The organism is Streptomyces sp. NPDC050806 (assembly GCF_055586425.1).
Genome location: NZ_JBVJIF010000004.1, coordinates 166,482 through 192,857, shown reverse-complemented (window position 1 = coordinate 192,857; position 26,376 = coordinate 166,482). Strand labels below are relative to the sequence as shown.

Here is a 26,376-nt window from a genome sequence, read left to right as displayed (position 1 = left end):
GACAAGTGGGCTCGTGGAGCGGCGGGTTCGTACGGGGCTGTGGGTACGCGCGTCGCCCTGATCACTCCTCCGGACCGTCGCCCACCACCGCCTTCCCCGTCAGCCGGCCGTGCGCGAAGCAGAGCCGGTAGGCGTCGGTGGCGAGGACGTCCGTGCTGTAGTACACGCACCGCTGCCCGCGGGGCAGGGGCGGTGCGCCGTCCGGTGGCCCGTCCCGCGTGAAGGCCGGCAGCCGGGCGTCGACCGCGGGCTGCGGCTCGCCCACCCGCAGCCGGTCGTACGCCGCGCGGTCCAGCACCGAGAAGGACGAGCTGAGCAGGGCGACCGGGATCATGAGCAGGAGAATGCCGGTCAGTGCGGCCGGGGGAGCCACGACGGTCTGCGTGAGCCGCCGCCGCACCTGCGACCGGGCCCGGGCCAGCTCCCGGGCCGACGCGCCGGTCCGGGCCGGGGAGCCGGCGGCGCGCGGAGCCGTCCCCGGGGCGGTCGGCAGTTCGGCCACGACCTCGAAGCCGCCCCCGGGCGTCGGCCCCGCCCTGAGCGTTCCGCCCGCCAGCCGGACCCGCTCGTCCAGGCCCACCAGCCCGGCGCCGCCCGAGGCCAGCCCGGGCGGTGGTGTGCCGATGCCCGGCGGGTCGTTGACCACCGCGACGGACACGGTGCCGGCCGTGTGGCCGATGCGTACGCGTACGGCGGCGCCCGGCGCGTGCTTGGCCGCGTTCGTCAGCGACTCCTGGACCACGCGGTGCACGGCGCGGCCGGCCATCGGCGGCAGCCCGGCCGGGTGCTTGTCATGATCCGGGCCGGCCACGTTCCCGTCGTGCTCCAGGCGGACGTCGACACCGGCGGCGCGGGCCCGTTCGGCCAGTTCGTCCACCGTCTCCTCGGACGGGGGAATCGGCGCCCCCTCGTCGTCGGCCCGCAGCACGCCGATGATCTCCCGCAGCTTCCCGGTGGCGGCGGCCGCTGCCTCCCGCAGCTCCCCGACGGCCGCCTGCTGCCGGGCGTCGAGGGTGGGGTCGACCTCCAGCGCGCCCGCCCGCACCGCCAGCAGCGTCAGCTCGTGGCCGAGCGAGTCGTGCATGTCCCCGGCGATGCGGGCGCGTTCGCGGATCCTGGCGCGGTCGGCGACGGCCTGCTGCTCGCGCTCCATCCGGTCGGCCAGCCGCCAGCCGCCGCCGGCCAGTTCGGCGTACTGCCGCCCGAGCCGGCCGAGCAGCCAGGGCAGCATCACGGTGAGCAGCAGGGTGAGGAGCAGGGTGGGCCAGCCCCACGGGTCGCGGCCGACGATCGTGCACAGCGGCAGTCCGGCCACCGCGACCGCCGCGAAGAACCACAGTGCCGGCCGGATCTCCGCCGTGCGCCGCCCGGCCAGGAAGGCGAGGACGGCGAGCGCCGGCCAGTACAGCGGGGCGACCAGCTCAACGCTGTGCGCCAGGGCCGGCAGCACGGGTAATGCGAGGGCGGCCAACGGCCTGCGGCGGCAGAGCAGTACGGCCGCGGCGAGCAGGGGAACGGCGGCGGCCGCCACGTACCGGGGCAGGCCGGCGGGCAGGGTGCGGACGGCCACGGCCGGCGGGGCCGCCAACGCCGCCCACAGGACGAGATCCAGGGCCCGGGAGTACCGACTACTGCTGCCGGGCGGCCGCTTCAGCCTTACTGCCGGGCCGGACACCGCGGCTCAGTGCTCGCCCGCGAGGCCGGCCTCGTGGGCGAGGATCGCGGCTTGCACACGGTTCCTGACGTCGAGCCGGTCGAGGATCCGGCTCACGTACGCCTTGACCGTCCCCTCCACCACATGCAGCCGGCGGGCGATCTCGGCGTTGGACAGCCCGGCCCCGACCAGGGCCAGCACTTCCCGCTCGCGGCCGGTCAGCACCTCGATGCGGGACCGGGCGCCGGCCTGCCTGCCGAACCGCCCGGCGCCGAGCCGGCTGATCACCCGGCGCGCGACGGCGGGGGAGAGGCAGGCGCCGCCCTCCGCGACCGCCCGGACACCGGCTATCAGTTCACGCGGGTCGCCGGACTTCAGCAGGAACCCGGAGGCGCCGGAGTCCAGCGCGCTCGCGATGTACTCGTCCTCGGAGAACGTGGTGAGCATGACCACCGCGGTCTCCGGCACCACCCGCCGCAGCTCCGCGACGGCCCCGAGCCCGTCCAGCCGCGGCATCCGGATGTCGAGCAGGCACACGTCCGGCCGGTGCCGTACGGCGAGCGCCACGGCCTCGTGTCCGTCGGACGCCTCCGCGACCACCTCGATGTCCGGTGCCGCGCCGAGAATCGCCCGGATGCCGGCCCGGATCATCGCCTCGTCGTCCGCCAGCAGCACTCGCGTCATGATCTCCCCCTTGACCGGGGCCCAGGTTACCGCCGGGGCGGCCCGCGGCACCCCGCCGGCATCCCCCATTCCCGCGCCCTTCACCCCCTGCACACCCCGCACCCGGAGACTCCGAACCCCCACCGGAAGAGGAACACCACGCCATGCACCGCACCGGCCACGCGCCGCTCCGTACCGCCGTCCCGCGCAGGCTCCTGATGTGCGCGCCGCGCCACTTCGACGTCAGATACTCGATCAACCCCTGGATGGTGCCGGAGAAGCCGGTCGACGCCGGGCTCGCCCTCACCCAGTGGCAGCGGCTGCGCGACCTCTACCGCGAGCTGGGGCACACCGTGGAGACGATCGAGCCGGCCGGCGGGCTGCCGGACATGGTCTTCGCCGCGAACGGCGCCACCGTCGTGGACGGCAAGGCACTGGGCGCCCGCTTCCGGCACGAGGAGCGCACCGCCGAGGGCCCGCTGTACCTCTCCTGGCTGCGCGCCAACGGCTTCACCGAGACGTACTGGCCCGAGCACATCAACGAGGGGGAGGGCGACTACCTGCTCGCCGGGCGCCGCCTCCTGGCCGGTACCGGCTTCCGCACCGACCCCCGCGCGCACGCCGAGGCACAGGAGTTCTTCGGCGTGCCGGTCACCGGCCTGACGCTGGTCGACCCCCGCTTCTACCACCTGGACACCGCGCTGGCCGTGCTCTCCGACGACGAGGTCATGTACTGCCCCGAGGCGTTCACACCGGGCAGCCGGGCCGTGCTGCGCGAGCTGTTCCCCGACGCGCTGACCGCGACGGCCGAGGACGCGGCGGTCTTCGGCCTCAACGCGTTCTCCGACGGACGCCACGTACTGCTCCCGGAGGCCGCGACGGGGCTGATCGCGGGCCTGCGGGAGCGCGGCTTCGAGCCGATCGGCGTGGACCTCACCGAACTCCTCAAGGCCGGGGGCAGCGTCAAGTGCTGCACGCTGGAGCTGCGCGAGGACTGAGGACGCCCGCCTCCGCCCGGCCCATGGGGAATTCGTGACGGCAGGCCTATCGTGAGGCGCATGGACAGCCTGCCGCGCGACGCATCCGCCGAAGCGAACCCGCTGCGCCGTCTCACCCTGGCCGAACTGCGCCGGCGGACGAGCATGAAGTGGCGCACCTACCCCGACGACGTGCTGCCGCTGTGGGTGGCGGAGATGGACGTGCCGCTGGCCGAACCGGTGGTCAGGGCGGTCACCGAAGCGCTCGCGCTGGGCGACACCGGCTATCCGGCGGGGACGGCGTACGCCGAGGCGTTCGCGGAGTTCGCGCGGGTGCGGTGGGGGTGGGACGGGCTCGCCGTGGAGCGCACGGCGATCGTGCCGGACGTGATGCTGGGCGTGGTGGAGATGCTGAAGCTGACCACCGGGCCGGGTGACGCGGTGATCGTCAACTGCCCCGTCTACCCGCCCTTCTACCAGTTCGCCGGCAACGCGGACCGGAAGATCGTGGAGGCGCCGCTCGGCCCCGGTCACCGGATCGACCTCACCGTCCTGGAAGCGGCCTTCCGCACCGCCGTCGCGGACGGGCGCCGGGCCGCGTGCCTGCTGTGCAGCCCGCACAACCCGACCGGCACGGTGCACACGGCGGCGGAACTGACGGCGGTCGCCGCGCTGGCCGCCCGGTACGGCGTCCGGGTCGTGGCCGACGAGATCCACGCGCCGGTGGTGGGCCCCGGCGTCTCCTTCGTGCCGTACCTGAGCGTGCCGGGCGCGGCGGACGGGCTGTCCCTGCTGTCCGCCTCCAAGGGCTGGAACCTCGCCGGGCTCAAGGCGGCCCTCGCCGTCGCGGGCCCGGCGGCCGCCGACGACCTCGCGCGCCTGCCCGAGGAGGTCGGCCACGGCCCCAGCCACGTGGGCATCCTCGCGCACACCGCGGCGCTCCGGGACGGCCGCGGCTGGCTGGACGCGCTGCTCGCCGGACTGGACGAGAACCGCCGCCTGCTCGCGGACCTGCTGGCAGCCGAACTGCCGGCGGTGCGGTACGCACCGGCCGAGGCCACCTATCTCGCCTGGCTGGACTGCCGCGGCCTCGGCCTGGGCGACGACCCGGCGGCGGTCTTCCTGGAGCGCGGCCGTGTCGCCCTCAGCTCCGGCACGGACTTCGGCACCGGCGGCGCGGGCCACGCCCGCCTGAACCTCGCCACCTCCCCCGAGGTACTGACCGAAGCGGTACGGAGAATGGCGGTGGCGGTGCGCTGAGGGCTTGCCCCTGACCTAGTCGCCCTCCGGCGTCGGCTCTTCCGCTTCCCGGTGGGAGCCGGCCGGCTTCTCGTCCCGGTGGGAGCCGGTGGGCATGGCGGGGTGGCGGCCGAGGAGGAAGACGCCGGCCACAACTGCCGCGAGGCCGGCGAATTCGCCGGCCAGGGCGCCGGGGGTGACACGGATGCGGTCGCCGAGGAAGCCGATGCCGCAGGCGATGCCGGCCAGCGGTTCGGCGGCGGTGAGCGCGGGCAGCGACATGCGCAGCGGCCCGGCCTCGAAGGCGCTCTGCACGAGCATCAGGCCGGTCACGGCCAGCACCACGATCACGTACGGCTCCCAGCTCACCAGCAGCCGGGCGAGGCCGTGCTCCTCCGCGATCGAACTGGACACCCGGGTCAGCGCGTCCTGCAGGCCGTACAGCACGCCGGCAGCGGCGGCCAGCAGCGGCGGCTCCTTCACCAGCTTCAGGTGACGGGCCGTCAGTACGAGGAGCAGGGCGACGCCGAGGACGCCGCCGAGGACCAGCCAGTGCCGCAGTGAGCCGGTGTCGTCGGGGCCGCTGTGCGGGCTGCCGGCGATGATGAAGGCCGTCACGCCGCCGCTGAGCAGGAGCACCCCCGCCCAGCCCGAGAGGCCCAGCCGTTCCCCGCTGAGCCACCGGGCCAGCACCATGGCGAAGAGCAGGTTGGTGGCCAGCAGCGGTTCGACCCGGGACAGGTCGCCGCGGCTCAGCGCGAGCACGCTGAAGATCTGGCCGGCGACCATGCAGCCGATCCCCGCGAGCCACAGCGGCACCTTCACCAGGTCCAGCAGCAGCCGGAAGCTGAGCATGTCGGACAGCGGCGCGTTGCGCGCCGCGTGCTGCTGGAGGACGAAGCCCAGTCCCAGCATGCACGCGGCGAGCACACCGAAGAGATAGAGCATGCGGTGACTCCCTGTGTCCGGGCGGGCTCAGCGGGGCGGTGGCGGGGATCCGGCGGCGGGCGCCATCCGGTCCGCCTCGATCAGCGCCTCCTCACCCTTCAGCAGCGGAGAACGGGTCAGCACGACCACGGAGCACGCCATCAGCACCCCGCCGGCCACCGCCGGTACGACGTACCAGCCGCCCCGTACGTGCTCGGCGAAGGCGAAGCTGCCCCAGAGGATGGCCACGATCGGGTCGGAGAGCGTCAGCCCGGGCTGCGCGGCGAGCAGGTTGCCGGCGTGCAGCGCCGACTGGAGGAGGAACATCGCGAGGATGCCGGCCGCGACCATGGCGTACAGCTGCCAGGTCGCGAGCACCGCGCCGATGCCGTCCTCGCCGTGGCTCATCGCGCCCTTCATGAAGGCGGCCGTCAGGCCGAACTGGCAGCCGGCCGCCACGCCGAAGGCGCCGGCCCTGCGGCTGCCGCCGCCGGGGCGGGCGGGTGCGGCGCGGCGGCCCCACTCCACGGCGACGACCACGATCAGGAGGTTGGCGGCGACGCCCACCGTCCAGGCCCGCCACCCGGCCACCTCGCCCGCGCCGGCGGCGGGGGAGAGGAAGTACAGCAGCGCCGCCAGCCCCACGGTCATCCCGACGATGGACAGCCACTCGCGGTGGTGCAGCCGGGTGTGGAACACGAACGACGCCAGCAGCAGCGTCACCGGCAGTTCGACGACGAGGATCGGCTGGACGACGGACAGGCTGCCGGTGGCCAGCGCCGCGGCCTGCAGGACGAAGCCGAGGATCACGCAGAGGAAGCCGGCGAACCACACGGGGCGGCTCAGCAGGTGCAGGATCAGCCGCGGCCGCAGGCTGTCCTCGCTCGGCAGGTCGCGGCTCGCGCGCCGCTGCAGCACCGAGGCGGCCGCGTTGGCGCAGGCGGCGAGCACGGCCAGGAGGTAGCTCAGCACGACGTCCTTCCTCGGCCGTCCTCCCGGGAGGACGGAGCGGTCGGTCCCTCAGGCGAAACGGGTGGCCAGCCGCCGGAACAGGGCCGGGGCGAGCCCCTTGACACGGGCGGGGAGCTGCAGCCAGCCGGGCACGAAGACCTCGCTGCGTTCGTGCGCCACCGCCTCCCACACGGCGTCGGCCACCCGCGACGCGTCGATCGGCCGGGGCCGGGAGCGCTGGTACGGCGCCCCTCTGCGGGCGAAGAAGGGGGTGTTCACCGCGCCGGGCACCACGAGGGACACGCGCACGCGGGTACCGGCCAGTTCGTACCGCAGGCTCTCGGCGAAGGCCGCGACCGCCGCCTTGGCCGCCGAGTAGACGGCCTCCTCGCGCACGCCCACGGCGCCCGCGATCGAGCCCACGAAGAGCAGGTGACCGCGGTCCCCGCGCACTATGTGGGGAAGGACGCGGCGGGTGAGGTGCACGACGGCGGCCAGGTCCACCGCCAGTACCTCGTCGATCGCGTCGGGCGGCATCGTGGCGAACGGCCCGGCCCAGCCGATGCCGGCCCCGGCGACCAGGACGTCGACCCCGCCCGCCGCATCGAGGGCGGCGCCGACGAGCTGCTCGCAGCCGGCCGGGTCGCTCAGGTCGCGGGGCAGTGGCGTGGCGTCGCAGCGGGCCGCGACCCGGCCGAGCCGTTCCTCGTCCCGGCCGTTCAGCAGGAGCTGCCAGCCGCCCTCGGCGGCGAACCGGGTGGCCACGGCGGCGCCGATGCCCGACGAGGCGCCGGTGATCAGAGCCACCGGTGCCCCGGTCCGGTGCGGCCGCCGCGCGGAACCGTGGGGTCCGGGCCGGCCCTCGGGGAGCACAGGGCTGTGCGGCAGTGGTCCCGTGGCTTCCACAGGAGACCTCCTCCGGAGACGGTACGCACCCTCAGCGGCTGTGCCCGGGCCCGAGCGGGGCGGGGCACAGACTCCGACATCTCCTCAGCATGCCACGACTTTCGTGATGATCCGGGCAATTGCCACCACAGGGGTCACGGCACCGTGTCGTCGGCTCCGTGGTCGCGCAGCGGGCCCACCGTGAGCCCCTGCCGCCGGCAGTTCCGTACGAGTACGGGCAGGGCCTGGAGCGTGCCGCGCCAGGAGCCGGGCGTCGAGGTCCGGTCGCTGTCGTGCAGCAGTACGGTCCCGCCGCCCTCCAGTCGGTGCTCCACGGTGCGCACGATCGTTTCCGCGGAAGCGCCCGCCACCCAGTCCCGGCCCCACGCCGACCACAGCACGGTCCGCAGCCCGAGGTGGTGCGCCGCGGCCCAGCGGCCGCCGGTGAGGATGCCGTACGGCGGCCGGTACCACCGCGGCCGTTGCCCGCAGATGTCCGTGACCGCGCGCACGGCCCGGCGCAGCTCGCGCAGCTCACGCACCGGTCCCGGCCACCACGGCCTGCGGTGGTCCCAGCCGTGCAGCCCCACCTCGTGCCCGCGGGCCACCAGTTCCCGCCCCGTCTCGGGGGCCTCGGCCAGCGCCGAGCCCAGCACGAAGAAGGTCGCCCGGACGTCCAGGTCGTCCAGCGCGTCCAGGAAGCGCGGCGTGCTCGCCCGGTCGGGTCCGTCGTCGAAGGTGAGGGCCACGTGACCGGGCTGCCCCTGCCCGTCCAGGCCGGGAAAGAGCATGCGCCGTACCGGAGGCAGCCAGGTCCCGGCCGGTCCGATGTGCAGCGCGGCCGTCGCCGTGGCGGCCGCGGCCGCCACCTGCCACGCGGCGGGTCCGAGCGGAGGACGGTCGATGCGCATGCCGTCCAGTATGGTCGCGTACGTTGCGAAATGCTCGGGAATGGCATCCGGACCGGGGGCGTGGACACATGGGCGGACGTTTCGTCATCCTCAGCGCCGGCATGGGGGCCGGCCACCACGCGGTGGCCGGTGAGCTGGCCCACCGGCTGACCGGCCGCGGCCACCGCGTCGCGACGCTCGACGTCCTGGACCTGCTGCCGGCCGGTACCGGTGCCGCGCTGCGCGGCTTCTACGCCGCAACGATCCGGTACACACCCGCGCTCTACGAGGCGATCTACCGCGCCTACTTCGTCCCACGCGCGCCGGCCGGCCCCGGCCACCCGCACCCGGGCCACGACACCTCACCGGTGGTCGCCCCCGCGGCGCGGGAACTGCGACGGCGGCTGGCCGGTGAGCGGCCCGACGCCGTGCTCGCCACCTTTCACCTGGCCGCGCAGGTCACCGGCCGCCTCCGGGAGACCGGGGCGCTGCGCTGCCCGAGCATCGTGGTGGTCACCGACTTCGCCGTGCACCGCCAGTGGCTCCACCCCGCCAACGACCTGCACCTCTGCCCGACCCGGCGGACGGCGGAGGACATCGGGCGGCTCGGCGGCCGGGGGGCCGAGGCGGTCGGCCCCGTCGTGCCCGCCGCGTTCCACGCCCCGCCGGACCCGGCCCGTACCGCGCGCTTCGCCCGTCGCTTCGCCGCGCTGGCACCGGGCCGCACCCCGGTCCTCCTCTCCAGCGGCGCCTGGGGCGTCGCCTCGCACCTGGCGCGCACGGCCGCGCTGCTCCGTGACGGGGGCTACCTCCCGGTCGTGATGTGCGGCCGGAGCCGGTCGCTGCGACGGCGGCTCGGCCGGGTGCCGGGCACCGTCGCCCTCGGCTGGGTGGCGGACGTACCGGCGCTGATGGCGGCGGCCGGGGCGCTGGTGGAGAACGCCGCGGGGCAGACCGCGGCGCAGGCACTGGCCGCCGGGCTGCCGGTGGTGACCCACCGCCCGATCCCCGGGCACGGCGCTGCGGGCGCCCGGCGGATGGCCGAGGCCGGGCTGTCCGGCCTCGCCGACGGCCCGGCCGACCTGCTGCGGGCCCTCGCCGACCTGACCCGGGACGGCCCGGTCCGGCAGGCCCGGATCGCCGCCGGCCGCGGCCTGTTCCGGGCCGACGCCGCCGACGCGGTCCTCGCCGCCGCGCGGCCCGCGGACACCGCGGCTCCTGGTGTGGCGGGATACCGGCCCCGCGGCGCACCGGACGGTAGCGGACGGCTCCGGTGGCGGTAGCGTGAGGCGACATACCGGGGCCCGGCCGACCATTCGGGGTAGACCGGGCTATTCCGCTGTGCCGGGGAGGATTTGCTCATGTTTCCCACAGGAAAAGGGCCCAAGTTACCGCTCACCAACCCGCTCGAAGCGGTCACCCAGACCGTGACCGGCAAGATGACCGAGGGCCTGGCCCTCGCCCAGGCCGCGGCCATCACCACCCAGGCGGCCACCGCGCTGAGCCGCTCGCCGGGCATCGACGACTGGTCCGCGCGCCCCGACGAGGAGCACCCGCGCCCGGTCGTCCTCGTCCACGGCACGTTCGGCAACGCCGAGACCTACTGGCTGACCGTCGCCCCGGTCCTGGCCGCCGCCGGATACAGCGTCTTCCGGCTCGACTACGGTGCGGACCCCCGCATCCCGGTCATGCACGGGCTCGCCTCGATGGAGGAGTCGGCCGCCGAACTGGACGCCTACGTGGAGCGTGTCCTGGCGGCCACCGGCGCGGAGAAGGTCGACATCATCGGCCACTCGCAGGGCGGCATGCTCCCGCGCTACTACCTCAAGTACCTCGGCGGCGCCAAGAAGGTGCACCACCTGATCGGGCTGGCCCCGAACAACCACGGCACCACCGGCAACGGCATCGCCGCGCTCATGAAGCAGTACCCGATGTCCATCGAGCTGACCAACATGGTCATGCCCGCGCTCACCGAACAGCACAAGGGGAGCGAGTTCATGAACAAGCTCAACGACGGCGAGGACACCGTCGAGGGCGTGCGCTACACCGTCATCGCGACCAAGTACGACGAGGTGGTCACCCCCTACACCTCGTGCTGGCTCAAGGGTCCGAACGTCCGCAACATCCTCGTGCAGGACCTGTGCGTGGCCGACCTCAGCGAGCACAACGCCGTCGTCTACTCGCCGTTCGTCATGCGCGAGGTGCTGCGTGCGCTGAGCCCGGCGAAGCCGAAGAAGACCAAGGAGGCCGCCCCGGCGGCAGCACCGCAGCCGAAGCCGGCCCCCTAGCAGCCACCACAAGGAGGATCAGGTGCCCGCGCGCAGCGCGGGCACCAGTTCCCGCGCCGCCTCGGCGAGTTGCTCGCGCTGCGCCGCCGGGTCCAGCGAGCCGATCCGCAGGATGATGTGCCGGGCCCCGGCCCGTACGTAACCGCCGAGCCACTCCGCGCACTCCGGCGCGCTGCCGTACCCGTACGCCTGGAACGCCGCCATCTGCTCCAGCGAACGGCCGTAGTAGGCCTGCGTGTAGGCGTCGAGCTGCTTGCGGGCCGCCGCGCGGTCCGGGTCGATCGCGAGGGTCGCGTACAGGCCCGGCGTGACCGCGCCCGGCGGCCGCCCCTGGCCGGCGGCGAGTCGGCCGATCCGCTCCCAGGCGCGCGCGTAGGCATCCGCGTCCGGCAGGAACGGCAGCCACCCGTCGTATCGTTCCGCCGTCCGCGCGAGCACCCGCGGGGTGTCGCTGCCCGCCAGCCAGAGCGGCGGGCCGGCGGGGGAGGCGGGGGACGGAAGTCGCTGAGGGCCGCCCGGCCCGGCTTCCTGCCCCGGCTCCGCCTCGGTGGCGCCCCGCCAGGTCTCCCGCCACAGCCGTACCGTCTCGTCCAGGCGGCGGAACCGCCCCGTGTACGGCACGCCCACCGCCGCGAACTCCCGCTCCGTCTCCGGCACCGGGAAGCCCGCGCCGAGCGCGGCCACCAGGCGCCCGGCCGCGGCCCGGTCCAGGCTCGCGATCTGGTGCGCGCCGAGCAATGGATGGCGCAGCGCTGCCGTGTACGCCGCCGTGCCGAGGGTGACGCGCGAGGTCACGGCCGCGGCGGCGGCGAGCACCACCACCGGGTCCAGCCGGGGCCGGGCGAGCAGTGAGTCCCCCGTCCACACCGAGTCGTAGCCCAGCCGCTCCGCCTCGCGGGCGAAGTCCAGCAGGGGCGCGACGGCGTGGTCGCCGTTGATCGCCGCCTCCCGGGTCGGCAGCAGGACACCGACCCGGAGCCGGTGTCCGTCGTCCGTACGGTCCTCGACACGCAATGCTTGGCCTCCCATTTCTGACGGGACTTCAGTTGACCTTGCGCTCCCGGCCCTGCCACAGCGGGTCCCGGAGGGCGCGGCGGAGTACCTTGCCGTTCGGGTTGCGGGGCAGCTCCTCCAGGAACGCGTACGTCGTGGGGATCTTGAAGTCGGCGAGCCGGCCCCGCAGGGAGCGCATCAGCTCGCGCGGGGTGGCCTGGTGACCGGGCCGCAGCACGACGTACGCGTGCACGGCCTCGCCCCAGCGCTCGTCCGGGACGCCGACCACGGCGGCGTCGGCCACCGCGGGGTGAGCGGCGAGCGCGTTCTCGATCTCGCTGGGATAGACGTTCTCGCCGCCGACGATGATCGTGTCGTTGATGCGGTCGCACAGGAAGAGGTAGCCGTCGGCGTCGAGCCGGCCCGCGTCGCCCATGCGGACCCACCCGTCCCGCACCGTCTCCCGGGTGGCCTCGGGCTGCCGGTGGTACCCCAGCATCCGCGCGGGGCTGCGGACCCAGACCTCGCCGACCGCACCGGGCGGCAGGGTGGCGCCGTCCTCGTCGACGATCCGCAGGTCGATGCCCGGATAGGCGCGCCCGGCGGCCGTCAGCCGCGGGCTGCCGGGCACATGGTCGGCGGGCGGCAGGCAGGCGGCGAAGTTGCCCGTCTCGGTGCTTCCGTAGATCTGCGCGAACTCGCAGCCCATCGTCTCCAGGCAGCGCTTGAGCAGCGGCCCGGAGATCGGCGCGCCGCCGTAGATCACCTTGCGGACGGAGCGGAACGCGGCCGGGCCCGCGCCCGGCTCGTCCAGCAGCATCTGGAGCATGGCGGGCGTCACCAGGGCGTGGGTCAGGCCGAGTTCGCCGATCTGCCGCAGCACGTCACCGGCGACGAACATCGGCATGCTGACCATCGTGGCCCCGGCGACGAAGCCCTGCATGGCGTACGACAGGCCGCCGATGTGGAACCCCGGCATGCCGATCAGACACCGGTCGCCGGGGTGCCAGTCCACCCAGTCGCAGCCCTGCGCGATTCCCTCGTCGACGTTGAAGAAGCTGCGGTGGGCCAGGACCACGCCCTTGGGCAGGCCCGTCGTGCCGCTGGTGTAGATCTGCGCCACGGCGTCGTCCGGGCCGAAGCCGGCGGCGGCGGGGAGGTCGTCGGCCGGGTGCCCGGCCCGCCAGGCCCGGAAGCCCGAGCCGCGGTCCTCGGCGGTGTCCAGCGGGACCACCTCGCGCAGCCGCGGCAGGACCGTGCCGAGCTCCCCGGCGACGGCCAGCCGCTCGCGCTCGGTGAAGAGCAGTTCGGTGTCGGAGTCGCGCAGGATGTGCGCGATCTCGTCCCGGGTCAGCCGCCAGTTGACCGGTACCAGCACGGCGCCGGTCTTGGCGCAGGCCAGCGCGATCTCGTAGAACCGCTCGGACTCTTTGCCGAGATAGGCCACCCGGGAGCCGGGGCCGAGCCCTGCCGCGCGCAGGGCGTGCCCGGTGCGGTTGCTCTCCCGGTGCAGCTGCCCGTAGGTGAGCGTCCGCCCCTCGCAGAGCACGGCGGGATGGCCGGGCCGGTCCGCAGCCTGACGGGCCGCGACCGCGGCGAGCGTACGCGGCCGGGCCACCGGGGGCGGGCGCATGAGCGTGTCGTCGTCGAGCACCGTCGCCCCTCTCAGGACAGCTGCCGGTCGAGGAAGTCGGTGAGCTGCCCGACGGAGGGGTGGTCGAAGGTGACCGAGGCGGGCAGCGGCACGCGCAGCGCGGTCTCCAGCGCGTTCTTCAGCTCCACGGCGGCGAGCGAGTCCAGGCCCAGTTCCAGGAAGACGGCGTCCGGTTCCACGTCGTCCGTGCCGTCGAAGTGCAGCATGCCGGCGATCCGGGCGCGCAGGTACGTGTTCAGCTCCGCCCTGCGCTCGTCGGCGGGCAGCGTGAGCAGCCGGTCGAGGTCGAGATCCGGCCGGTCGGCGCTGCCCCCGTCGCGTACGAGGTGCCGGTACAGGCTGTGCGGGAGCGCCTGGCCCGCCGCGTACCGGTCCCAGTCGCAGTCGGCCGCGACGACCTGAGGCGCGGCCTGCCCGAGCAGGGTGACCAGCGCGTGCATGCCGTCGGCCGGGCTCATGAAGGCGACGCCCTGGTCCTGGAGCCGCCGGACGAGCGGCGCGTCGAGCCGCGCCGACATGCCGGCCTCGGCCCACGGGCCCCAGTTCACGGACAGCGCGGGCAGGCCATGGCCCGCGCGCCACCGCAGCAGGCCGTCCAGATAGGCGTTGCCCGCCGCGTAGTTGGCCTGCGCGGGACTGCCCAGCACGGCGGCGACGGAGGAGTAGCCGACGAAGAAGTCCAGCTCGGGGAAGGACGTGGCCGCCTCGTGCAGCAGCCACGAGCCGTACACCTTGGGCCGCAGGACCGTCTCGATGCCCTCCCAGGTCAGCGTGGCGGCCGGCATGTCGTTCAGGACGCCGGCCGCGTGCACGATGCCGCCCACCGGGTACGGCGACTGTTTCAGCTCCGCGGTGATCCGCTCCACGTCGGCGGGGTCGGCGATGTCCGCGCGCAGGACGGTGACCTGCACGTCCTTGCCGATCCTGGCCGCGAGCGCCGCGGTCCCGGACGCCGGCAGTGCGGTACGGCCGACGAGTGCCAGGTGGCGGGCGCCGAGTTCGGCGAGCTTGCGGGCGGTGACCAGCCCGAGGCCGCCCAGCCCGCCGGTGATGAGGTACGTGCGGTCGGGGCTGACGGCGAGCGGCCGCGCGGTCCTGGCCCGGTCGTCGGCGAAGCGCAGTACCAGCTTGCCGGTGCTCGCGCCGCGGCTGAGCGCCGAGAACGCCTCCTCGGCCTCGTCGAGCGAGTAGACGGTGGCCGGCACGGGCCGCAGCCGTCCGTCGGCCAGCTGCTCGACGACGGCCCGCAGGATCTGCCGGGTGTGCTCCCGTGCCTCGGCCTCGGGGCGTTCGCCCAGGTCGAAGCGGTGGTATTGGACGTCGGGGCGCTCCTGGCGCATCTCTTCCGGCGTCCAGGAGCCCACCTTGCCCAGTTCGACGAACCGCCCGCCCTCGGCCAGACAGCGCAGGCCCGCCGGGATGAACTCCTTGTTCAGGCTGTTCAGTACGAGGTCCACCCCCGCGCCACCGGTGGCGTCGAGCACCTCGTCGGCGAAGTCCAGCGTCCGGGAGTTCATGAGGTGGCGGATGCCCTGAGCACGCAGCAGCGGCCACTTGCCGGGACTGGCCGTGGCGAACACCTCGGCGCCGGCCTGCTGCGCCAGCTGCACGGCGGCCTGCCCGACACCGCCCGCAGCGGCATGGATCAGCACCCGGTCGCCGGGCTTGATGCCGGCGAGATGGTGCAGCGCGTAGTGCGCGGTGACGAAGACCGTGGGCGCCCCGGCCGCCTCGGCCATGGTGATCCGGGCGGGCTTGCGCACCGCCAGTTCGGAGGAGACGGTCAGCGTGCCCGACATGCAGTCCAGCGCGTTGACCATCACTTCGTCCCCGGGCCCGAAGGCCGCGTCGGGACCGGCCGCGACCACCGTGCCCGCGCACTCGAAGCCCAGCGGCTGCGGCCGGTAGGGGACACCCGTCTCCTCCGCGTACTGCTTGAGCAGCCCCAGCGCGTTGAGCACGTCCTTGAAGTTCAGGCCCGCCGTGTGCACCGCCACCTGGATCTGATCGCCCGTGGGCGGCACGGCCTCGACGGGCTCCGGCCGCACCCCGGCGAAGGAGCCGTACTCCTTGATCGCGAGCCGGACGGCGCTGTCGGGCCGGCGGGCGGGATCGAGCGGGTACAGCCGCCGTACGTGGCGGAGTCCGGACCGGTACGCCACCTGGAACTCCCCGGTGTCCCGCGCCAGCCACTCGTCCAGCAGAAGGCCCGCCTCACCGGCCGCTTCGCCGTCGCCGGGCAGGTCGACCAGCGTGACGCGGTAGCCCGGGTACTCGTGCCAGAGCGCCTGGCCGAAGCCCCACAGCGTGGCGGCCGCCGACGGGCCGGTGCCGCCCGGCGCGTCGTCCGGCAGCAGCTGGGCGCCGCCGGTGACCAGCCACAGCCGGCTGCCGTGGCCGAAGCCGCCGCGCTCCAGCCCGCCCAGCACCGCGAGCAGATCGCGGTAGTTGCGCCGGCACTCGGCGGCCGGCGGGACCGGCCCCTCGTCGCCGCCCGGCCGCCAGAACCAGCACACGTCGGTGGGTTCCCACTCGCGCAGCAGCTCGGCCGTCACATCGGCCCCCGCGGCGTACGCGAGCTCCGTGCCGGCCGCTGCGGCGCGCGCGGTTAGGTCACCCAGGTCCGCCGCCGTACGGTTCAGCACCAGTACCCGGCGCGGCTCGCCGGGCGGTGCGCCCTGGACGGGACCGGACAGCGCCCGCTTGATCCAGCGCGGCTCGTGGAAGACCTGCGCGTGCCGGCCGGCCCCCGCCGAGGTGTTGGCCACCCGCTTCAGCCCCAGCCCGGTCAGCTCGAACACCGGGCGGTCGCCCTCCAGCAGCGCCAGGTCGGCCGACACGTCCACGTCCTGCCCGGCGTCCGGCGGTACCGGCACGATCCTGGCCACCGTACGCAGCTCCGCCGCCTTCGGCTTCTTGAACAGCCGCAGCCGGCCGAACCGCACCGGCAGATACGTCTCCCCGGCATCGTTGAGGACCGCCAGCCCGTGCAGCGCACTGTCCAGCAGCGCCGGCGGCAGCTGCTCTGCGGGGCCTGTCCGTATGCCGCGCAGCTCGCTCACCGCGAGCTGCCCGTGGTGCCGCCGGGCCTGCGTCAGCCGGCGGAACTCCGGGCCGTACGCCACGCCCGCCGCGGTCATCCCGGCGTACAGCTCCGCGCCGCCGACCGTCGCCACCGGCTCGCCCGTGCCCTCCGCCAGCGCGCACAGCTCCGTACCGGCGCGGCCGAGCGCCGTGCCGGGCGGCACGGGCAGGCCCAGGACCGCGGTGGCGTGGCGGCGCTCGAAGTCACCGTCCCGGCCCGCGACCCGGGTCAGGATCTCGGCCTCGGCCGTGCCGTCCGCCCGGGTCCGCAGCCGGGTACGCAGCTCGGCGGTCCGGTCGGCGGCCAGGAAGACGGGTTCCAGGACCGCCACGTCCGTCACCGGGCGGCAGGTCTCCCCGTACACCGCGTCCTGGAGCGCGAGCAGCACCTCCAGGTAGGCCGCGCCGGGGAGGACGACCTGCCCCATGATGACGTGGTCGGCCAGGTACGCCGGATGCGCGGCATCCACCCGCGCGGCGAATTCCCTCACTCCGTCCCGAAGTTGAGCCTCCGAGGTGACCTCCTCGCCCAGCAGCGGATGGTGCTGCTGCCCGGTCGCCGCCGGAGCCCTGCCCCGGTCGCGGCCGCGCGGCGCCGGGAGCCAGTACGGCTTCCGGTCGAAGGCGTACGTCGGCAGGGTGGCGGGCCGGTCGGCCGCGCCGTGGTGGACGCCGGACCAGGACACCGGGAGACCGGCCGCGTACAGCCGGGCGAGGGCGGTCAGGACCGCGCCGCCGTCCGTGTCCGTGCGGTTCAGGCCGCCCAGCCACAGGTGATCATCGGCCGGTACGCACTGCCGGGCCAGGGAGGTCAGGGCCGAGCCGGGGCCGATCTCGACACACGCGTGACCGCCCCGCTTGGCCACCGCCCGCAGGGAGCCGGCGAAGTCCACGGGGGCGCCGATGTGCCGGACCCAGTACTCCGGCGTGGTCAGCTCACCGGGCCTGGCCACCTTTCCGGTGATGTTGGAGACCAGCGTCAGCCGCGGCTCGTGGAAGCGGATGTCCTTCAGCTCGTGCCGGAACGCGTCCGTCACCTCGGCCATCAGCGGCGAGTGGAACGCGTGCGAGACCGGCAGTTCCCGGACCTCGTGACCGGCCCGGCGCAGCAGGTCGCACACCTCGTCCAGGGCCGCCCGGCCGCCGGAGAGCACACACTGCCGGGGCGCGTTGCGGCAGGCGACGGCGAGGTCGGGGCGGTCTTCGAGCAGCGGGGCCAAGTCCTCGGGCGCCGCCGACACCTGGGCCATGCCGCCGGGCGCGGTCACCGACTGCATCAGCCGGGCCCGCGCCGCGACCAGCGCCACGCCGTCCTCCAGGGAGAAGACCCCGGCGACGGCCGCCGCCGCGATCTCGCCGATGCTGTGGCCGACCAGCACGTTCGGCCGCACACCCCAGGACAGCCAGAGCTGCGCCAGCGCGTACTCCAGCGAGAACAGGGCGGGCTGCGTGTGCACGGTCAGGTGGATCGCGTCACCGTCCGCCGCTTCGCCGGTCACCAGGTCCCGGACCGACCGGCCCAGATGCGGCGCGAACAGCCGGTCGCAGGCGTCCAGATGCGTGCGGAAGACCGGGTGACGCGTGTACAGTGCCCGGCCCATGCCCGGGTACTGGCTGCCCTGCCCGGTGAACAGGAACGCCACCTTGCGCAGGCCGCCGGCGGTTCCGCTGCCGCCGCCCGGCTCGTCCGCCCGCGCCAGCCAGTCGTCCAGCAGCCTCGTCACTCCGGCGCGGTCACGGACGACTCCGGCGCGGCGCACGGGGAGGTGCGCCCGGCCGAGCGCGGCCGTACGGCACAGGGCGGCGACCGGGACCTCGGGATGTGCGTCGGCGTACTCCCGGTAGCGCTCGATCTGGCGGCGCAGCGACGGGGTGCTCTTCGCCGACAGGGTGAGGACGTGCGGCGCGCCGTCCTCCTCCGGGGCGGGCGCGGCGGGCGGGCCGGGCGGCTCCTCCACGACCACGCAGCCGAGGGTGCCGGCGATGCCGAAGCCGTTGACCAGCGCGCGCCGCGGGCCCTCGGCGGGCCACGGCGCGGCCTTCGTGGGCACGGTCACCGGGCAGCTGTCCCAGGGGATGCGGGGCGACGGGGAGGTGAGGTGCAGATGCGGGTAGCAGACGCCCTCCCGCATCTGGAGCAGCACCTTGATGATGCCGCACACGCCCGCCGCCGATTCCAGGTGCCCGACGTTGGTCTTCACCGAGCCGACCACGACCGGCGCTGCCGTGCTGTGGGAGCCCGCGAAGGTGTCGCTGATCGAGCCCAGTTCGATGGGGTCACCCAGCGGGGTGCCCGTGCCGTGCGCCTCGACGTACTGGATGTCCCCCGGGGCCAGCCCGGCGTCGGCGATGGCGGCCCGCATCACGGCCTGCTGGGCGATGCCGTTGGGCGCCGTCAGGCCCGCGCTCTCACCGTCGGCGCGGACGGCCGAGCCGCGCAGCAGCCCGAGGACGCGGTCCTCGTCGCGGAGCGCGTCGGAGAGCCGCTTGAGCACCAGCACGCCGCAGCCCTCGCCCCGGCTGTAGCCGTCCGCGCTCTCGTCGAAGGTCTTGCAGCGGCCGTCGGAGCCGAGCATCCCGGCCCGGCGCAGGGTGTCCTGGATCAGCGGGTGGTGGACGGCGTTCACGCCGCCGCACAGGACGAGGTCGCACTCGCGGCGGCGCAGGCCCTGGGCCGCCAGGTGCGCGGTGGTGAGCGAGGACGAGCAGGCGGTGTCGACGCTCATGCAGGGGCCGCGCAGCCCCAGGAAGTACGACAGCCGCCCGGACACGGCGCTGTGCGCGTTGCCGGGGACCAGGGCGCCGGACAGCTCCTGCTCCGGGACGGCGACCGTCTCCGTGAGGTAGTCCATGGACATCACGCCCATGTACACGCCGGTGTCGGTGTCCCGCAGGCCCGTGGGGTCGATGTTGGCGTTCTCCAGCGCCTGCCAGGCGGTCTCCAGCACCAGCCGCTGCTGCGGGTCGATGTACGGGGCTTCCTTCGGCGATATCTTGAAGAACTTCGCGTCGAACCGGTCGAGTCCGTCGAGGAAATTTCCCTCCGGTTTTCCCTCGGTGTCCTCGGAGACCCAGCGGTCCTCGGGCACCGGCCCTTCCGCCGACCGTCCCGCGCGCAAGAACTCCGCGAATCCCTCGGGTGTTTCGTTACCGCCGGGGAAACGCAGGCCCATTCCGACGACGGCGATCGGCTCGGGCGGCTCCCGCCGGAGCATTCCGCCGGCGGCCTCGGGCGTTTCAGGCATGGCTGGTTCCTTCCCTCAGCGGGCCGGTTCGTCGAAGAGGCCGGGCAGGACATCGGTGGCCAGATGTTCCGTGAGCCGCGCCAGATTGGGGCTGTTGAACAGTACGTTGGAGCTGATCTCGCAGCTCAGCAGGGACTCCAGGCGCTGCTTCAGCTCCATGACGCGCAACGAGGTGAGGCCGAGGTCGAAGAAATTCTCCTCGGGTGGGAATTCCTCCTCATCGGCCATCAGCAGACAGGCCTTGAACTCCCTGGACAGGATTTCCGCCAACGCCTCCCGGCGTTCGGATCGGGGGAGCAGGTGAATGTCGTAGGAGTCCGCCATGGTCGGAGTCAAGCAAACCCCGCTGACAGGCCGCTGACACCTTGCTGACCAGGTGTTCCGGGGCCGCTCCGGAAATGGCACACTCGGCTTTCCCGTACCGGAAACTCGCCTGTCGGCGGAGAATCGAGGGACATATGGGGGACGAGTTCGACTTCACCGGGGAACTGGACGGCACGCTGAAAGCGATCGGCCTGGACCGGGACTCCGCGGTACACGGCCTCAGGGTGACCGGCTGCCTCCCGTACGTCCGCAGCTCCCTGCGCATGTCGGCCGCCATCGGGGTGCCGCTGCTCGCCGCGGCGGTCGGAGCCGCCCAGATCTGGCACCGGCGCACGGGCCGCGCCCAGCAGCTCTCCCTGCACCTGGGACAGGGCCTGCACCGCATGACCCCGTTCCTGGGCGGCGGAACCACGCTCAACGGCTACTTCTCCAGCATGGGCTCGCTGGCCGGGCTGACCGGCCTGGCGCCCGCGACCTGGGACTTCTACCGCACCGCCGACGACCGCTGGGTCATCCCCATCGCGTGCTACCCGCGCACCCGCGACACGCTGCTCGACCTCCTGGACTGCGCCCATACCCGGGAGCACATCGCGGCGGCCGTACGCCGCCGGGACGCGGCGGAGCTGGAGGAAGCGGCGGCCGAGCGGTGCGTTCCGCTCGCCATGGCCCGCACCCGCGAGGAATTCCTCGCCCATCCGCAGGGCCGCGCGGTACTCGCCGAACCGCTCGTGGCGGTGGAGCGGATCGCCGACGGGCCCGTCGTCCCGCTGCCCACCGGGCCCCGGCCGCTGTCCTCGCTGCGCTGCCTGCAGTACACCCACATCCTGGCGGGCACCGCGACCGGGCGGACGCTGGCCGAGTACGGCGCCGACGTCCTGCACGTGTGCGAACCGGACTCCTTCGAGCACGACGCCGTCTGGCACGAGTCGGCGGGCGGCATGCGGTCGGCCCGGCTGGACCTGCACGAGCGGAGCGCGGGCCGGGACACCTTCGACGGCCTGCTGCGCGAGGCCGATGTCTTCGTCCTCAACCACCGCCCCGCCAAGGCCCGGAAGCTCGGCCTCACCGCCGAGGAATGCGCGGCCGCCCGGCCCGGCATCGTCCACTGCTCGCTCACCGCCTACGGGCACACCGGCCCCTGGCGCGACCGCGGCGGCTTCGACCAGCAGGCGCAGGCCCTCACCGGCATCAGCCTGCGCGAAGGCGGTGGTGCGGTGCCCGGACTGCCGCCGGGCCGGATCCTGTGCGACTACGTCGCCTCCTACCTGGCCGCCGCCGGCATCATGGCCGCGGTCCTGCGCCGCGCGCACGAAGGCGGCAGCTACGCCGTCCGCGTCTCGCTCGCCGGCGTCGCCAACTGGGTCTGGGAACTGGGCAGCTGGGCACCGGACCTGCTCGCCGGGCTCACCGAGGACGCCGCCCCGCCGGCTCCCGAATGGCGGACCTCCGCCACCCCGCTGGGGGAGGTCCGGTACACCGCCCCGCCCGTCCGGCTCAGCGAGACCCCCGCCGGCTACGACGACCCGGCGCTCGTCCCGCGCGGCTCCTCGGCGCCCCGATGGCGCCCCGCGCCCGTGGGCCCGTGACCGATCCGACCGTTGGAGGCACCGTGCGGTTCTCTCCCCGCAGCACCACCGCACCGGCCGGGCCGGCAGCCGCCCCGCCGTCCCGCGAACGGCTGTTGCGCAGCTACTCCTCGTACATCGGAGGCCGTGACGTCGAGGGCGAGGGCTGGGTCTACACCGTCAGCGCCGGATCCCTGCTGGAGGACGTCTTCACCAGCATCAGCCTCAAACGCGCGCTGGAGCGCTCCCCGGACCCGGAATCGGAGGCCGCCCGGCACCCGTACGTCATCGGCCGGGTCGCCATGGCCGGTGACGCCGGCGTCGACGCGGCGCTCAAGGCCGCATCCGCCGCCGCGCCCGCCTGGGCCGCCGTCCCGCTGGAACAGCGCATGGCCCTGGGCCCGCTCTTCCGCGAACGGCTGGTCGGGCACCGCGCCGAACTCCTGGACCTGATGGCCGCCGAGGGCACCCCGCTGCGGCTCGCCCGCTGGCAGCTGAGCGGCCTGCTGGAGCTGTACGGCGAGGAGAGCTGCGCGTGGTACCGGCAGTGCATGCACACCGAGTTCCGGCAGGCGGGACGGCGCCTCCTCGTCCACCGGCAGCCCGACGGCGTGGTGTGCCTGAACCCGCCGCAGAACGCCCCGGCGCCCAGCGCGGCGCTCGCCGTCCTGATGCTCATGGCGGGCAACGCGGTCGTGGTCCGCGCCCCGCGCAGCATCGCGCTCAGCACGATGTACCTGCTGCGCGAGCTCGCCGGGCCCGCCCTGATGGAGGCCGGTGCCCCGCCCGGCGTGCTCGGCGCCGTCTGCGGCAACCCCGGGCAGATGCTCACCCGCTGGCTCGAAAGCCCCCTGGTCGACGACATCTTCTACGTCGGCGGCAGCGAGGAAGGACTCCGCTTCCAGCTGCGCTGCGTCGCCGCCGGCAAGAAGCCCGTCCTCGAACTCGGGGGCAACGACGGCATCGTGGTCTGGAAGGACGCCGACCTCCCGCACGCCGCCGAGGCCGTCACCGAGGCCTTCTACGGCTCGGGCCAGATCTGCATGGTCCCCAACTACGTCCTCGCCCACCCGGACATCGCCGACGCGCTGCTCGCCGAGGTGACGGCCAAGGCACGCGACATCCGGCCCGGCCACCCCGGGGACGAGGACGTGCTGCTCACTCCCGTACGGCGCAGCGAGCGGTTCTTCGCCCTGCTGGAGGAGGCCCTGCACGCCGGCGCCGAGCTGGTGTGCGGCGGGCACCGCACGGAGGCCGACGGAACGCGGTCGCCGACGGGGGTGTTCCTGGAACCGACCGTGGTCCGGGTGGACGGCCTTGCGGGCGCCCGCGCCCTGGAGATGGTGCGCCGTGAGACGTTCTTCCCGCTGCTTCCGGTCGTCGTCGCCGAGCCGGCCGCCGACGACGTGCTCCTCGACCGGTTCCTGGACTTCCTGAATGCCAACGCCTACGGCCTGCGCAACTCCCTGTGGACCCGCAGCACCTCCGTCGTGGACGCCTTCGTACGGCGGGTGGGCAACGGCGGCCTGCTCAAGGTCAACGACTCGCACATCGGCTTCCTGCCCTGCCTGCCCAGCCATGGTGGCACCGGCCTGACCGGCGGCGTTCACGGCGAGGCCAACTACCCCATGCTGACCACCTCGCACCTCCAGGGCGTGGGCATCAGCTCCGGTGTCAGTCCGCGGTACGCGGTCTTCGGCGAAAGGTGATTCCGATGCGCTCCCTGGAAAACGCGCGCACCACCTGCGAGCAGTACCACCCGGGCCTCGGCAAGGCCCTGGAGGAGATCGACCTGCTGGACCGGGAACAGGTCGGCAGCCCGGTCGTCGCGCTCTTCCGCGAACACGGCGGCCCCGGGCTCCTGGTACCCGCCGCGTTCGGTGGCCGCGGCGCCGACCCGGTGGACGCCGTACGCGTCATGCGGGCCGTCGGCTCGTACTCGCCCTCCCTGGCCGCCGCCGCGACCATGCACCACTTCACCGCCGCGATGCTCTACTCCCTGACCGACCGTGCCGACGGCCTCACCGCCGCCCAGCGGGAGCTGCTGGCCGGCGTCGTGCCGGGCCGGAAGCTGATGGCCTCCGGCTGGGCCGAGGGACGTACCCGGCAGAACATCCTCGCCCCCGCGGTCGCCGCGCGGCCGGCCGACGGCGGCTACCTGCTCAACGGCGCCAAGAAGCCGTGCAGCCTGTCCCGTTCGATGGACCTGCTCACCGCGAGCGTCACGGTCCCCGGCGCCGGCGGGCGGCCCGAACTGGCCGTCGCGCTGGTCACCGCCGGCACGCCCGGCATCACCGTGCACCCCTTCTGGGGCAGCGGCGCGCTCGCCGCCGCGGAGAGCGACGAGGTGCGGCTCACGGACGTGTTCGTGCCCGAGGACCTGGTGCTGCGCACCACAGCGGACGGGGAGGGCGGCCCGGACCGGCTGTCGGAGATGCAGAGCGCCGGGTTCGTCTGGTTCGAGCTGCTGATCTCCGCCGGGTACGCGGGCACCGCCGCCGCGCTCGTCCAGCGCGTACTGGAGCAGGCCCGCGGCAGCGCCACCGACCGCGCCGCGCTCGCGGTCCGGGCAGAGTCGGCGTACCTCCTGCTGGAGGGCACGGCCCGTGCGGTCCGCGACGGCGACCTGGCCGGCGAGGAGGCGGTCGCCGCCGTGCTCGTCGCCCGGTACGCGGCACAGGAGACGCTGTCCGACGCCGCCGGCCTCGCCCTCGAACTGCTCGGCGGCATGGACTTCATCCGCTCCCCGGAAAGCGCGCTGCTCGCGGCCGCGGTCCCTCCGCTGGCCTTCCACCCGCCGTCCCGCACCAGCACAGCGGAGCCGCTGCTCGGTTACTTCGACGGCGCCCCGCTCGTGCTGTCCTGATGCCACGATGTCGGACATGCCGGAGACAATGGAGAGCGCGATGCTCGCGCGGTGGCACGAACTGACCGGAACGCAGATGCTGCAGGCGCTGGCCGACGGGGAGGTGCCGCACGGCGCGCACCACGACCTGCTGGGACTGCGGGTGACCGGGGCGCGGAAGGGCGCGGTCGACGAGACCTGGCGGCCCCCGCGGCAGCTGGCGAACTTCGCGGGGAGCGGGGTGCACGCCGGATACCTCGCCATGGTGCTGGACGACGCCTGCTGCGCCGCCGGGACCAGCCACGGGGACCGCGCCCATCCCATGATCACGCTGAGCCTGCACCTCGACTTCCTTCGGGCCGTACGGCCCGGCCAGGAGTACACCGTGCACGCGGAGCTGGTCCACGCCGGCCGCCGCCGCATGGTCGCCAACGCCCGGATCGTGGACGCCGAAGGCCGTACGGCCGCCCAGGCCCGCGCCGACGTCGTCCCCGACACGGACTTCGCCGAGCGGATGCGGGCCGCCGCGGAAGGAGATGGGCCATGACGCGGCAAAGCCGCTGGTTCCACACCCCGGAGCCCCGCCCCGGCGCCGACCGCCAGCTGTTCTTCTTCCCGCACGCCGGGGGCAGCGCCGCGTACTACCACCGGTGGGCGGCGCTGCTCCCGGGTGTCGAGGTCCGGGCCGTCCAGCTGCCGGGGCGCCAGGAACGCCGGGCGGAGCCGCCGTACCGGCGAACGGGGCCGCTGGTCGAGGCGCTGTACGAGGCGATCGAGGCGGAGCTGGACGACCGGCCGTACGCGTTCTTCGGGCACAGCCTGGGCGCGCTGCTCGGCTACCGCCTGGCCGTGGCCGTCGAGGAGGCCGGCGGCACCGGCCCGGCCCTGCTCGGCGTGTCCGGCTGGGCGCCCGAGCGGTTCCGGCCGGTGGACGCGCTGCTGCCGCTGCCGGACGGGGAGTTCGCCGCGGCGGTCCGGCGCTTCGGCGTGCTGCCGGCCGAGGCCGGGACGGATCCCGAGCTGCTCGCGCTGGTACTCCCCGCCGTCCGCGCCGACCTGGCCCTCGTCGCTGATTACCGCGACGACGGCGCCGCGGTCGGCTGCCCGGTCGCCGCGTACGGCGGCCGGACCGACCCGACGCTGGAGCCCGGCGGGCTCACCGAGTGGGCCTGCCGTACGCCTTCCTTCCTGGGGGTCAGTGAATTCCCGGGAGGCCATTTCTACCTCACCGAACACGCCCTTGCGGTCGCGACGGATTTCGCCCGGCATATGCAGCGGGTTTCACGGCAGGGGAAACTCGATACCGACCGGAAAGCCGGACGATAGCGGCTCGGGATAGCGTCTGAGTCATGGTCGAGTTCAGGATTCTCGGTGGCTTGGAAATGCTCTCGGCGGACGGCTGGATAACGGTGTCCGGAGGTTTTCAGCGCATGCTGCTGCAGGCCCTTCTGGTGAGCGAGGGGAAGGCCGTTTCCAGTGGGACGCTGATGGCCGAACTGTGGGCGGAATCGGCACCGTCGGGCGCGGCCAACGCCCTGCAGGCCCACGCCAGCCGCATCCGCAAGAAGCTGAGGGCGGTCGAGCCGGGCCGGGACCGGCCACGCCTGGTCTGTCTGCCGTACGGCTATCAACTCCTGATGGACGGTGCCCGACTGGACGCCACGGCCTTCATGGAGAGCGCCGCGCGCGCCGAACGGCTGCGCGCGGACGCGCCCGAGGAGGCCGTCGCCCTGCTGCGCGGTGCGCTGCGGCTGTGGCGCGGGGCCGTCTGCGGCGGCAGCCTCGGCGGACCGTTGGGCAAGGCCGCCGCGGCACGCTACGAGGAGCACCGGCTGCGGGCCCTGGAGACGCTGTTCGACAGCGAACTGCTGCTGGGCCGGGGGACCACGGTCCTCGCGGAACTGCGCGAGGCCCACCTGGCCAACCCGTTGCGCGAGCGCTTCTGCGAACAGCTCATGGTCGCGCTCTACCGCGCGGGCCGGCAGGCCGAGGCGCTGGACACCTGCCGGCAGACCTGGCAGTGCCTTGTCGAGCAGCTCGGCGTCGACCCCTCGCCGTCCCTGCGCCGCGTCGAGCACGCCATCCTGGTCCAGGACCCGGTGCTGGACCGCGGCCCGGTGTCCGCCGTGCACACGGCGCGGGGTGCGGTCCGCGGCTGATACCGGGGACCGCCGTACACGCGCGCAGCCGGC

At 74.3% G+C, this 26,376-nt stretch carries 20 protein-coding genes; 10 read left to right on the top strand and 10 right to left on the bottom strand.

Going from position 1 to position 26,376, the window contains the following annotated elements; all coding sequences use genetic code 11:
• Window positions 1–61 precede the first annotated feature (61 nt).
• Window positions 62–1,588: a sensor histidine kinase gene (locus ACZ6WH_RS13725; RefSeq protein ID WP_469728267.1), complete on the bottom strand. Its 1,527-nt coding sequence runs from the start codon at window positions 1,586–1,588 to the stop codon at window positions 62–64.
• A gap of 93 nt (window positions 1,589–1,681) precedes the next feature.
• Entirely contained in the window at window positions 1,682–2,338 is a 657-nt protein-coding gene (locus ACZ6WH_RS13720; protein WP_469728266.1) for a response regulator, read from the bottom strand.
• Window positions 2,339–2,481: 143 nt separating this feature from the next.
• Here ACZ6WH_RS13720 and ddaH point away from each other — a divergent pair, with 143 nt between their 5' ends.
• Together ddaH and ACZ6WH_RS13710 are read left to right on the top strand one after the other, a co-directional pair.
• The gene (ddaH, locus tag ACZ6WH_RS13715) at window positions 2,482–3,315 is read left to right on the top strand and encodes a dimethylargininase (protein WP_469728264.1); all 834 of its coding nucleotides are present in this window, start codon (window positions 2,482–2,484) and stop codon (window positions 3,313–3,315) included.
• 60 nt (window positions 3,316–3,375) lie between these two features.
• Window positions 3,376–4,554 carry a MalY/PatB family protein gene (locus ACZ6WH_RS13710; protein ID WP_469728262.1) on the top strand — a complete coding sequence of 393 codons (1,179 nt, stop codon included), beginning with the start codon at window positions 3,376–3,378 and terminating at the stop codon, window positions 4,552–4,554.
• Between the two features lie 15 nt (window positions 4,555–4,569).
• On the opposite strand, the gene ACZ6WH_RS13705 is transcribed toward ACZ6WH_RS13710, so the two are convergent.
• The 4 genes from ACZ6WH_RS13705 to ACZ6WH_RS13690 all read right to left on the bottom strand — a co-directional run bounded on the left by ACZ6WH_RS13705 (window position 4,570) and on the right by ACZ6WH_RS13690 (window position 8,207).
• Window positions 4,570–5,481 carry a DMT family transporter gene (locus ACZ6WH_RS13705; RefSeq protein ID WP_469728260.1) on the bottom strand — a complete coding sequence of 304 codons (912 nt, stop codon included), beginning with the start codon at window positions 5,479–5,481 and terminating at the stop codon, window positions 4,570–4,572.
• 27 nt (window positions 5,482–5,508) lie between these two features.
• Window positions 5,509–6,432 carry a DMT family transporter gene (locus tag ACZ6WH_RS13700; RefSeq protein WP_469728259.1) on the bottom strand — a complete coding sequence of 308 codons (924 nt, stop codon included), beginning with the start codon at window positions 6,430–6,432 and terminating at the stop codon, window positions 5,509–5,511.
• Between the two features lie 48 nt (window positions 6,433–6,480).
• Window positions 6,481–7,218 carry an SDR family NAD(P)-dependent oxidoreductase gene (locus tag ACZ6WH_RS13695; protein WP_469728258.1) on the bottom strand — a complete coding sequence of 246 codons (738 nt, stop codon included), beginning with the start codon at window positions 7,216–7,218 and terminating at the stop codon, window positions 6,481–6,483.
• A gap of 233 nt (window positions 7,219–7,451) precedes the next feature.
• Window positions 7,452–8,207: a polysaccharide deacetylase family protein gene (locus ACZ6WH_RS13690; protein ID WP_469728256.1), complete on the bottom strand. Its 756-nt coding sequence runs from the start codon at window positions 8,205–8,207 to the stop codon at window positions 7,452–7,454.
• 68 nt (window positions 8,208–8,275) lie between these two features.
• Between ACZ6WH_RS13690 and ACZ6WH_RS13685 the strand changes: the two genes are divergently transcribed.
• Together ACZ6WH_RS13685 and ACZ6WH_RS13680 are read left to right on the top strand one after the other, a co-directional pair.
• A complete protein-coding gene (locus tag ACZ6WH_RS13685; protein WP_469728255.1) occupies window positions 8,276–9,469 on the top strand; it encodes an MGDG synthase family glycosyltransferase in 1,194 nt (397 codons plus the stop codon).
• Between the two features lie 78 nt (window positions 9,470–9,547).
• Entirely contained in the window at window positions 9,548–10,474 is a 927-nt protein-coding gene (locus ACZ6WH_RS13680; protein WP_469728253.1) for an esterase/lipase family protein, read from the top strand.
• Window positions 10,475–10,492: 18 nt separating this feature from the next.
• Here the strand turns inward: ACZ6WH_RS13680 and ACZ6WH_RS13675 are convergent, their stop codons facing one another.
• From ACZ6WH_RS13675 to ACZ6WH_RS13660, 4 genes are read right to left on the bottom strand one after another with little or no spacing between them, the layout of a single operon-like run.
• Window positions 10,493–11,488, bottom strand: a complete 996-nt coding sequence (locus tag ACZ6WH_RS13675; RefSeq protein ID WP_469728252.1) for an LLM class flavin-dependent oxidoreductase — start codon at window positions 11,486–11,488, stop codon at window positions 10,493–10,495.
• 28 nt (window positions 11,489–11,516) lie between these two features.
• Complete coding sequence (locus tag ACZ6WH_RS13670) at window positions 11,517–13,100, bottom strand: long-chain-fatty-acid--CoA ligase (RefSeq protein WP_469728948.1); 1,584 nt, start codon at window positions 13,098–13,100, stop codon at window positions 11,517–11,519.
• 32 nt (window positions 13,101–13,132) lie between these two features.
• On the bottom strand, window positions 13,133–19,450 hold the full coding sequence (locus ACZ6WH_RS13665) for a type I polyketide synthase (protein ID WP_469728250.1): 6,318 nt from the start codon (window positions 19,448–19,450) through the stop codon (window positions 13,133–13,135).
• 15 nt (window positions 19,451–19,465) lie between these two features.
• Complete coding sequence (locus tag ACZ6WH_RS13660; RefSeq protein WP_432861848.1) at window positions 19,466–19,774, bottom strand: acyl carrier protein; 309 nt, start codon at window positions 19,772–19,774, stop codon at window positions 19,466–19,468.
• 134 nt (window positions 19,775–19,908) lie between these two features.
• Here ACZ6WH_RS13660 and ACZ6WH_RS13655 point away from each other — a divergent pair, with 134 nt between their 5' ends.
• From ACZ6WH_RS13655 to ACZ6WH_RS13630, 6 genes are all read left to right on the top strand, one after another.
• A complete protein-coding gene (locus tag ACZ6WH_RS13655) occupies window positions 19,909–21,360 on the top strand; it encodes a CoA transferase (protein WP_469728248.1) in 1,452 nt (483 codons plus the stop codon).
• A 95-nt stretch (window positions 21,361–21,455) separates the two neighbouring features.
• Window positions 21,456–23,048: an aldehyde dehydrogenase family protein gene (locus tag ACZ6WH_RS13650; RefSeq protein WP_469728946.1), complete on the top strand. Its 1,593-nt coding sequence runs from the start codon at window positions 21,456–21,458 to the stop codon at window positions 23,046–23,048.
• A 5-nt stretch (window positions 23,049–23,053) separates the two neighbouring features.
• Complete coding sequence (locus ACZ6WH_RS13645; protein ID WP_469728247.1) at window positions 23,054–24,205, top strand: acyl-CoA dehydrogenase family protein; 1,152 nt, start codon at window positions 23,054–23,056, stop codon at window positions 24,203–24,205.
• Window positions 24,206–24,221: 16 nt separating this feature from the next.
• Window positions 24,222–24,731 (top strand): PaaI family thioesterase, encoded by a 510-nt coding sequence (locus ACZ6WH_RS13640; RefSeq protein ID WP_469728245.1) that lies wholly within the window; start codon window positions 24,222–24,224, stop codon window positions 24,729–24,731.
• Window positions 24,728–25,510, top strand: coding sequence for a thioesterase II family protein (locus ACZ6WH_RS13635; RefSeq protein ID WP_469728244.1), 783 nt, complete (start codon window positions 24,728–24,730; stop codon window positions 25,508–25,510). The genes ACZ6WH_RS13640 and ACZ6WH_RS13635 overlap by 4 nt, the downstream gene beginning before the upstream one ends.
• A gap of 23 nt (window positions 25,511–25,533) precedes the next feature.
• Window positions 25,534–26,343: an AfsR/SARP family transcriptional regulator gene (locus ACZ6WH_RS13630; RefSeq protein ID WP_469728243.1), complete on the top strand. Its 810-nt coding sequence runs from the start codon at window positions 25,534–25,536 to the stop codon at window positions 26,341–26,343.
• The last annotated feature ends 33 nt before the right edge of the window (window positions 26,344–26,376 follow it).

Bases quoted from the DNA above. Each gene is read 5' to 3' on its own strand.
- ACZ6WH_RS13720 (WP_469728266.1), bottom strand. From the start codon at position 2,338: ATGACGCGAGTGCTGCTGGCGGACGACGAGGCGATGATCCGGGCCGGC.
- ddaH (WP_469728264.1), top strand. From the start codon at position 2,482: ATGCACCGCACCGGCCACGCGCCGCTCCGTACCGCCGTCCCGCGCAGG.
- ACZ6WH_RS13710 (WP_469728262.1), top strand. From the start codon at position 3,376: ATGGACAGCCTGCCGCGCGACGCATCCGCCGAAGCGAACCCGCTGCGC.
- ACZ6WH_RS13705 (WP_469728260.1), bottom strand. From the start codon at position 5,481: ATGCTCTATCTCTTCGGTGTGCTCGCCGCGTGCATGCTGGGACTGGGC.
- ACZ6WH_RS13690 (WP_469728256.1), bottom strand. From the start codon at position 8,207: ATGCGCATCGACCGTCCTCCGCTCGGACCCGCCGCGTGGCAGGTGGCG.
- ACZ6WH_RS13685 (WP_469728255.1), top strand. From the start codon at position 8,276: ATGGGCGGACGTTTCGTCATCCTCAGCGCCGGCATGGGGGCCGGCCAC.
- ACZ6WH_RS13680 (WP_469728253.1), top strand. From the start codon at position 9,548: ATGTTTCCCACAGGAAAAGGGCCCAAGTTACCGCTCACCAACCCGCTC.
- ACZ6WH_RS13670 (WP_469728948.1), bottom strand. From the start codon at position 13,100: ATGCGCCCGCCCCCGGTGGCCCGGCCGCGTACGCTCGCCGCGGTCGCG.
- ACZ6WH_RS13665 (WP_469728250.1), bottom strand. From the start codon at position 19,450: ATGCCTGAAACGCCCGAGGCCGCCGGCGGAATGCTCCGGCGGGAGCCG.
- ACZ6WH_RS13660 (WP_432861848.1), bottom strand. From the start codon at position 19,774: ATGGCGGACTCCTACGACATTCACCTGCTCCCCCGATCCGAACGCCGG.
- ACZ6WH_RS13655 (WP_469728248.1), top strand. From the start codon at position 19,909: ATGGGGGACGAGTTCGACTTCACCGGGGAACTGGACGGCACGCTGAAA.
- ACZ6WH_RS13645 (WP_469728247.1), top strand. From the start codon at position 23,054: ATGCGCTCCCTGGAAAACGCGCGCACCACCTGCGAGCAGTACCACCCG.
- ACZ6WH_RS13640 (WP_469728245.1), top strand. From the start codon at position 24,222: ATGCCGGAGACAATGGAGAGCGCGATGCTCGCGCGGTGGCACGAACTG.
- ACZ6WH_RS13635 (WP_469728244.1), top strand. From the start codon at position 24,728: ATGACGCGGCAAAGCCGCTGGTTCCACACCCCGGAGCCCCGCCCCGGC.
- ACZ6WH_RS13630 (WP_469728243.1), top strand. From the start codon at position 25,534: ATGGTCGAGTTCAGGATTCTCGGTGGCTTGGAAATGCTCTCGGCGGAC.